Source organism: Westiellopsis prolifica IICB1, from assembly GCF_004323185.1.
Taxonomy (GTDB): domain Bacteria; phylum Cyanobacteriota; class Cyanobacteriia; order Cyanobacteriales; family Nostocaceae; genus Pelatocladus; species Pelatocladus prolificus_A.
In genome coordinates this window covers 2,337,458-2,345,807 of the sequence record NZ_NAPS01000001.1, presented here as the reverse complement: position 1 = coordinate 2,345,807, position 8,350 = coordinate 2,337,458, and the positions used below count along the sequence as shown (strand labels likewise).

Sequence of the window (8,350 nt, the reverse complement as noted above, 5' to 3'; positions counted from 1 at the left end):
AACGGACTTATTTTTGAACCAACGGACTTATTTTTGAACCAACGGACTTATTTTTTGAACCAACGGACTTATTTTTGAACCAACGGACTTATTTTTTGAGCCAACGGACTTATTTTTGAAACAAAGGACTTATTTTTGAACCAATCATTGTTCACATAAGTAAGTCGGTGGGAATAAACCTAAGCATGTTACGAAAAGTAAACATGACTAAAATCCTTACTAATAGCCAATGACAAGTGACCCCTACGTACCCGTCGCTGGCTCACAAATGACGACCCCAACGAGTAGAGACGAGCCATGCATGGCACGTCTCTACATTTGTGCCGACTTACTTAATAGCCAATTTGTATAGTGCGTAAGTCCTAGTCCTATAAACCAGCCCTTTCAAGGTGGAGCAAAATTCTCAACAATCAACTCCTCTGTAAGCTCTTATCTCTGTGTTCTCTGTGCCTCTGCGGTTAAATAAATAACTTTTAAACCGCAGAGAACGCAGCGAAAAGTTTGAGCGGAGGTTTCCTCCGTTCGCGCAGCGTCCCGGAGGGAACTTCAAAGCTTTTCAAGAGAGAGAGCGCAGAGAGGAAAAAAGAGATTTTATGAGTCACCTTGAAAGGGCTAGTCCTATAAACACAACTATGTTAAGAAATATAAAATAGCTGAAACGCTTACTAATGAAAAAGGACAATCTTAACGAGTACCAGACGTGCCATGACAGGTCTGGTACATTTGTGCCAACTTACTTAAAAGCAGTCAAAAGCTCATCAAAATGTAATTTTTGATTTTGTACTTATCAATTTTTAGCTTTTAATCTCCATGTAGTGGTATTTGTTATGATATTTAATCTCAATATTAAGGTTTAAATAACTTTAATATTAGTAAATTATACGCATCTAACAAATTACTAATAACATGAATTACAGACCAAATAATCAGGTATTTAATACTCCGAAAGTTAAAAATTTATCTCTCAATTTTGCTGTAACACTTATAATTATTTTATTTGTTTTGATTTCTCAGGATGCTGCAACTGTTATCCCTGTTTTAGGATTTCATGGAATAATTAATAATCCAAATACTGTGACTCTAACTGAACAAGGTAGAATGCATTATCCACGAAAAAATTTAGAAATGTTTTTAGAATATTTAATTATTAATGATTACTGGTTTATAAATTCACAAGATTTATATAATATTTTATCAAGCAAAAATCCAAGAATTTCTGATATTTTAAAAAAAAGAAAGCCCATTATGCTTTCTTTTGATGATGGATATAAAACAGTATATACAAATTTGCTGCCTATCTTAAAAAGACTAGAAAAAAAATATCATAAGAAAATCAAAGTAGTTTTATTTATAAATCCAGGGACTTTAGCGAATAAAAATAGCATTAATTCTCCTAATTTAGGATGTGAAGAATTAAGAAAAGGCTTACAACAAGGTTTTTATGATATTCAATCTCATGGGTTAAATCATAAAGACTTAACAAGACTCAACGATAAAAGATTGGTTAAGGAATTATTGCAATCTCAAAATGAACTGAGAAAATGCACTCATGATTTAGACCCAGAAAAAAAAGTAGCGTCGCATTTTGCCTATCCTTATGGTGCTTATAATCCAAAAGTCAAAAAATATGTGGCTAAATATTATTTATCAGGTTATCTGTATAATAATAAAATTTTGAATCGCAATATTTTGAGAAATCAGTACGAAATACCTCGTTTAACAGTTAATCAAGAAGAATCTGTGAAAAATTTAATTGAAAAGTTTGATCCAAAATTTAATCACAAATCAATCAAAGTTTTATTTCCAAAAGAGAAACCAGAAAAATAAACAGCGGGGAAAGCAACTCCGATTACCCACTATTGGGATGAAGTTTATTAAATCAGGGCTATTTCATTTTCATCCAGATCGCCTCAGAATCAATTCTGAGGCTAATAGCAAAAGTCGGTTTTAACCGACTGTTTATACCATTTCACATTAATCACGATAGACATAAATTTTGTACCAGACGCGATATATCGCGTCTCTACACCATCTGTATTTGTATCAAGATTTTTGTGAAATGGTATAACTTAGTCCGTTTTAACTGACTTAAACTATGAGCCGCTCAACTTTAGTTCAGAGCAGTTTATGTCTAGAATGAAATAGCCCTTCACACTGACCAATTAAGGTACTTCAATCGAAATCAAAGTATTCTCTGGTAAATAATTACAAAAATGCCCTTCATCGGCAAATGCTAAAATTAGGTGCAGGGTATAATCCGGTGGAATTTGCAAATCAGCCCATGGTATTGCAATTTCTAAACAACGATCTAAAGCAACTTGACCCCGACTAGTACGGGAATACCATTGATAATGTTCCCCTGCTTCTTGAAATTGAATTGATTGGGTCAACAAATTGATTTCTAAATGATGATGAAAAAGATAATTAATTGGCGCGACATCCGGAACTTCCGCTAAGGGAACAGGGCTATTATGCATTGTTCTGTCAGGATAAAACCACAGCAAATTTAATTCTGGTGGTAAATCTTGTCCTGGCTGAGTTCCTGTTTTAAAGTCTAGCCTGAGATAAAAATTCAAGTGATCCACCCCATACCAGAGACGTTGAACGACGCTGCTGTTGTGCATCGTTCCCCGTGAACCACCGATTTCGATCCGTCCAGCTTTATCCCAGTCCTGTTCGTCTCCCTTACCGTCGATGTTGGGATGAATAAAGCTTTCTGGTCGATGATCCATGCGGCCGGCGTGGACTTCTACAGGGTGACGTAAGTAAGCAGGTACAGGTTCATTTAAAGCTTGGTAAATGCTGCACAGATGTTCTCGAAATAATTGATCGAAAATGGCATCTTGGTTAGAAGAATGGCCTTCACCAAACCACCAAAACCAATCAGAACCTTCTGCTGCGTATAATGCTTCCCAAGCTACTGGGTTATTTTCTTCGGTTGCTTCTGGATGATTTGCTAAGGTAGCTCGTGCGTGGGTCAAGTAGTCCCAAGCACGATTTTTGGCGGGATCGCCGATCCAAGTAGTAAAACTACCATCTACCCAGGAACCACTGTGTAGTTTGTTTCCGGGAATAGTTGCTGTTGGTGGATACTGTTCGAGAAATTCTGAGACAGTGACGAGTTTGAGATGTGGTTCTCGTTCTAGGTTTGCATACAAAGTTTCTAAGAAGGGTTTACCATCTTGGGAATAAAATTCCCAGCAATTTTCACCGTCCAAAGCAATGGTGACTAACCAAGGTTGTTCGCTTTGGTGTTCTCTTTGCATTTTGGCGATCGCTTGTAGGTGTCCCACCAAGTCAGCTGCGGCTTGCTTAGGTGTCATGGAACCATAGGTAAAGCCAATTAAATCTGATAATCTATGGTCACGAAAGACGATCGCCAAATCACCCGCAGGAGTTTTTAGGCGATATGGTCGATACAATAAATTAGGTTCTTGTACATTTCCCGCCCCGTCACGGTGGAAAAAGTGCCGCAGTGTCCATCCTAAGACAGCTTCATCTGAGCAAATCCACTGAAAACCTTGTTTGCTAATATACGGTAAAATTTCTGGACTAACTGATTGTTCCGATGGCCATAAACCACGCGGTTCTTGTCCAAACCTATCTATATATAAATTCCAAGCTTTTTGTAAATGTCGGGGTATATCTTCTGCCCACTGAAATCGATAATTGGGCAAAGTCATATTTGGTACAGCCACTTTTCCCGAATCTGTATCGGCAAGTAAGGGTAAAATTGGGTGAGTGTAGGGCGAAGTTAATATTTCAATTTGCCCTGTTTCTTGCATTTTCCGGTGCTGCGGGATAATGCGAGCAATAATATCTCGTTGTTTGGAATAAATGCGCTGGCGATCGCTTAAAGTAAAATTTCGCCCTTGTTTTAACCAACCATTAATTTCTGGATCATCCCAAAACAAAGGATCAATCCAAGCCAGATTGTGCCAAGCTAATAAATCACTATAATCTTGTGCTTGCCAATTTGCTAAACACCAAGCTTGTCCTTTCTCTTGCTTTTGGCTATACAACTCACTGTAGCGGGGATGGGGATCAATCATCGTGTGATGATTAGCATCAAAAAAATGTTGAATGATAAATTCTCGCTGTTGCTGAGTGAGTTGTTCTACAGGTGTCAGATTAGCTTCTAAGTAAGGATCAAAAGCTGTACCCGATATATAATCTTCTAACTGCAAAATCAGCGATGGTACTAAATTCACCGCTTGATGTAATTTAGGATACTTTTCTAATAATAATACTAAATCCAGATAATCTTTTGTACCGTGGAGACGTACCCAAGGCAAGCGGTAATGCTGGGATAAAGAAAGCGAAACGCCGCTGCGAGATTTATACAGCGGCTGATGTTGATGCCAGATAAAAGCGATGTACAGGGGATGAGACATAGCAAAAGTCCATAGTCAAGAGTCCATAGTCAAGAGTCCATAGTCAAGAGTATAGAAAATATCAAATTGACTATTAACCCTTGACCCTTGACCCTTGACTCATTACTATTACACCACTTGTTCTACTTCTGCAATTTCGGGAATCATTTCTTTGAGACGACGTTCAATACCCATTCTCAAGGTCATTGTAGAACTTGGGCAAGAACCACAAGCGCCTTGTAAACGCAGTTTGACAATGGGACCGTCGAGTTCTACAAGTTCTACGTTACCACCATCAGACATCAGATAAGGACGCATTTCATCCAATACAGTTTCTACGTTGTCAGGAGTCAGTTCCATTATTTCAGACCTCTTTTGAACAGAAAATATTTATTTTCTATATTTGTTAACTACATCCTAGTACAAGGAAGGTCGCAGAGGTGAGGGAGTAGGAAGAGGGACAAGGAAGTGTGGGAAGTGTGGGAAGTGTGGGAAGTGTGGGGGGAATTATTTAACAAGTCTGTTCCCAATGACGCCAGGTGCTACAACGGAGGGAACCTCCGCAACGCACTGGCTCCCCAATGCCCAATGCCCCATGCCCAATGCCCAATGCCCAATGCCCAATGCCCAACTACTAACCAAAAACAATATTTGAGTAATTAAACTCAGTATTAGTAGTATTTTTGTCCTCAATATACTCTTGCACAATTTGCTTGGTCATGATGTAGTAGTTGCCTATTTTCTCATAGGTATCTTCAAACTTGAGAATGCTGTCTACTGTGTTGGTTTGGGTGTTGCGGAAAGTGGCATCATAGCAAGCGGGAATATAGCCTTCACCTGTATCCAAACTTTTATAAGTATCAATTACAAAAGCCATACGACCCATGATCCGGTTGACTTGACAAACTTGCTTGTCGCGGATTTTATAAGTAGAATCCATTAATTCACCTTTGACCAGAATTTCTACTGCATTGGTATTGTCTGTTTCACCTAGAACAAACTCATTATTGCCATGGGACTCTTCAAAAGGATTACGTTGGCGGTGAGTGATCATGTCTTGCAATTGGGTGTAAATACCTTCTGCCACTTGCTGATCACTGACTCCCGTAACTTCTATACTCATGTCGTGGTTAATGTGAATCTGACCTGTGTAAATCTCCGCACCCTGCACTACTTTTACGTCTGCACTATAACCAGGAAAATTTGTGTCCCAAGTGTAACGGCTTTCGTAAGCAGTTTGGAATAACTCGCGGGCTTTGTTTGGAGCTGTCATACCACTACATTGACTTCACTTTTCTCAGTTTAATCTAGTGTGATTAGTCAATTGTCAAAGGTCAATTGACAATTGACAATTGACTAATGACTATTCTTGTGGACTACTTTCAGTTGAGGAAACCATGACTGGTTGCTGATAAAGTGGCACGTTGAAAGTTACTGTGGAACCAAGTCCTTCACCCAAACTATAAAAATGGACTTCTCCACCCATGGCTTCTACAAGTTTTTGAGAGATGACTAGTCCTAGACCTGTGCCACCATATTGACGAGTGCGGGAACCATCTACTTGTGAGAATAGTTGAAACAGTTTGTCTTGTTGATCTAGAGAAACGCCAATACCAGTATCTGCTACTCGCACTTTTACCATACCGGGGAATTCTTGGTCTTGAAATATGACTTTTTTACGAATTACATCGGCGTTGACGGTGACACCACCTTCCTGAGTAAATTTAATGGCGTTGCCAACTAAGTTCAGTATTACTTGTTTGAGGCGTTGATAGTCGCCATGAACAAGAATATCATCTGATGTATCTGGTAAATACATCTGGAAGCTTAACTTTCTTTGTTCTGCTTGCAGGCGCATAAAGTTACCTACGTCACTGAAGAGTTCTGCAAGACTTACTGGTACTAATTCCAATTCCATTCTGCCTGCTTCGATTTTGGCAAAGTCTAAGATGTCACTGATGACATCAAGCAGGTGTAGTGATGACTTATGAGCCTCCAGAATAAATTGCTTTTGTTCTTCTGGATCGTCAGCCATTCCGTCCAAAATCAATTTTAAGAAGCCAATTATACCATTGAGTGGCGTTCTAATTTCATGGGAAACGTTAGCTAGAAATTCACTTTTGAGGCGAGAAGCTTCTTCTGCTTGTTGGCTTGCGGCTTCTAGTTCTTGATACAAAGTTGCGTGAGCGATCGCTGTACCTAACTGATCTGCTACTTCTTTTGCTAGCTCAAGTTCTGTGGCTGTCATACCGTAACATTGATCACACAGAGTCACAGCTATCAATCCGTTCGGTTGATTTTGATAGCAGGTTGCTACTACCAACATTGTTTCCTGTCCAAAGAGCGGATGTTTTGGGTTGTGTTCTAAAATTGGTTCTAAGGTTGCCAAAGCTCTAGCAAATGCTGGCTCACAAGCAATATCCACTTCTAAGCCCAATACAGAATTTAATGCTGGCTGATGATACTCTGCTATGACCCTGAGCTTGTTGTTTGATGGTTGGTATGGACAGATTATCGAACGCTTCAGTTGTAGCAGTTCTCCTAAACTGTCAACGGTTTGTTGCCAAATCACATCTAAGTTGAGAGTCCGGCGAATATTTCTGGTAATTTGGGTGACTAATTGTTGATGTTGCCGCGATCGCAATACTAATTCCAGTTCTGTGGCGCTTTGTGTTTTCACGTCAATTTCTGTTTCGCTGATTGTGGCTTGTAGTAGCCGTCCCATAACCAAAACAGCGATCGCAGGATTACCCAATGTTGGCAAAATTGGACTAATGATTAACTCTAACTCTATCAAATGCTCTTGATAGCGAAACCAGCATTGACACTTTTGTGGCACCAAAGTTGTGAGTACGTGCTGCAACCGTTCTAAGTAAGCAACCTTATCTACTGGAGCAAAAACTACATCGACTTTGGCATCAGCAACTATTTGCTGAGGATCAATACCGAACCTTTGGCAATGTTGCCAATCAAAGGAAAGATACCGCCCTGTGCCATCTTGCGTGTACACTAACTCTGCTCTTAAATTCGTTGATGAGCCATTAGTGTTACTGGTAATCGCTTCGAGATGCTCAGACACAGAATTCGGCTGTTGGGAATTAGCAGCAATACTCATGACTCGAGTTGGATAGAAAAATGGCAACCCAAAAATTTCTTTTGCTGAAGCTGCTTATAGCTTGGCATAATTTTTTACAGCTTTAGCAGTTTTAATTAGTAATTTATTGGTTGAGAACAGACAATTTAAGAAAATCTACACTTTTTAATCCTCACTAAACAGCTATTTTCATTACCTAATTTCTTAGGTATAAATAATTATCTAATTAAAAAGGTTAAAAAGCTCATATTAAACTTTCTAGCCTTTTAGCTTGAAAATGGGTGTGGGGGTATAAGGATATAGGGGTGTAGGGTAGCGAGTCCTCGACTAGGGTTTCCCGTCATAAAGCACAAACGCCTGTGTAAGAAAGATTTTTTCGTACTTGGCGCTGAACATCAGTTCATTGGGACTGCCTGATTTTACTAATCATTCCATTCGCCTCGTGGTGGTACTGGCGTCCGCCGAGGATTGCGTGTAAGTTCATCGTCTCTGGGAACTTCACCTCGTAACCACTGACGAATTGCCACTTCAATTACTTTACTGGGGTCGTTGGTTAGATGGCGAATTTGCTCCACTAAGTCGGAGTCTAGTCGAACTGCTATTTCTACCTTATCGGTTGGAGATTCTTCCGCATCGGTAATTTTATCTTTCATATTCATGTTGATATACTCTCAATTCGTTTGTCAAAGGCTTTGCGAAAAGCTTGTTTCGGCTCCGGGCAATTATGATCTGCAATCTAGCTTTTGTTGTCTGCATTTTGCAGTTCTAGATGTTTATTGTACGCTCCCAACTGATCAATACCAGATGCTATAGATAGACCTTTATATTTCGTTATTGGGCATGGGGCATTGGGCATGGGGCATGGGGCATTGGGCATTGGGCA

The 8,350-nt window shown here is 39.5% G+C and carries 6 protein-coding genes; 1 reads left to right on the top strand and 5 read right to left on the bottom strand.

Annotated features, from left to right (window positions below; all coding sequences use genetic code 11):
* Positions 1 to 906 precede the first annotated feature (906 nt).
* The gene (locus tag B4U84_RS09870) at positions 907 to 1,827 is read left to right on the top strand and encodes a polysaccharide deacetylase family protein (RefSeq protein ID WP_131117398.1); all 921 of its coding nucleotides are present in this window, start codon (positions 907 to 909) and stop codon (positions 1,825 to 1,827) included.
* Positions 1,828 to 2,162: 335 nt separating this feature from the next.
* Here the strand turns inward: B4U84_RS09870 and B4U84_RS09865 are convergent, their stop codons facing one another.
* The 5 genes from B4U84_RS09865 to B4U84_RS09845 form a co-directional block, all read right to left on the bottom strand.
* Positions 2,163 to 4,394: a glycoside hydrolase gene (locus tag B4U84_RS09865; RefSeq protein WP_131117395.1), complete on the bottom strand. Its 2,232-nt coding sequence runs from the start codon at positions 4,392 to 4,394 to the stop codon at positions 2,163 to 2,165.
* Between the two features lie 108 nt (positions 4,395 to 4,502).
* Positions 4,503 to 4,733, bottom strand: a complete 231-nt coding sequence (locus B4U84_RS09860) for a NifU family protein (protein ID WP_017313523.1) — start codon at positions 4,731 to 4,733, stop codon at positions 4,503 to 4,505.
* A 274-nt stretch (positions 4,734 to 5,007) separates the two neighbouring features.
* Positions 5,008 to 5,646 (bottom strand): DUF3386 domain-containing protein, encoded by a 639-nt coding sequence (locus B4U84_RS09855; protein WP_017313524.1) that lies wholly within the window; start codon positions 5,644 to 5,646, stop codon positions 5,008 to 5,010.
* A gap of 90 nt (positions 5,647 to 5,736) precedes the next feature.
* On the bottom strand, positions 5,737 to 7,488 hold the full coding sequence (locus B4U84_RS09850; RefSeq protein ID WP_131117392.1) for an ATP-binding protein: 1,752 nt from the start codon (positions 7,486 to 7,488) through the stop codon (positions 5,737 to 5,739).
* Between the two features lie 401 nt (positions 7,489 to 7,889).
* Positions 7,890 to 8,126, bottom strand: a complete 237-nt coding sequence (locus B4U84_RS09845) for a hypothetical protein (protein WP_017313526.1) — start codon at positions 8,124 to 8,126, stop codon at positions 7,890 to 7,892.
* Positions 8,127 to 8,350 lie beyond the last annotated feature (224 nt).

Coding starts and splice junctions, on each gene's coding strand:
- B4U84_RS09870 (WP_131117398.1), top strand. CDS start 907: ATGAATTACAGACCAAATAATCAGGTATTTAATACTCCGAAAGTTAAA.
- B4U84_RS09865 (WP_131117395.1), bottom strand. CDS start 4,394: ATGTCTCATCCCCTGTACATCGCTTTTATCTGGCATCAACATCAGCCG.
- B4U84_RS09860 (WP_017313523.1), bottom strand. CDS start 4,733: ATGGAACTGACTCCTGACAACGTAGAAACTGTATTGGATGAAATGCGT.
- B4U84_RS09855 (WP_017313524.1), bottom strand. CDS start 5,646: ATGACAGCTCCAAACAAAGCCCGCGAGTTATTCCAAACTGCTTACGAA.
- B4U84_RS09850 (WP_131117392.1), bottom strand. CDS start 7,488: ATGAGTATTGCTGCTAATTCCCAACAGCCGAATTCTGTGTCTGAGCAT.
- B4U84_RS09845 (WP_017313526.1), bottom strand. CDS start 8,126: ATGAATATGAAAGATAAAATTACCGATGCGGAAGAATCTCCAACCGAT.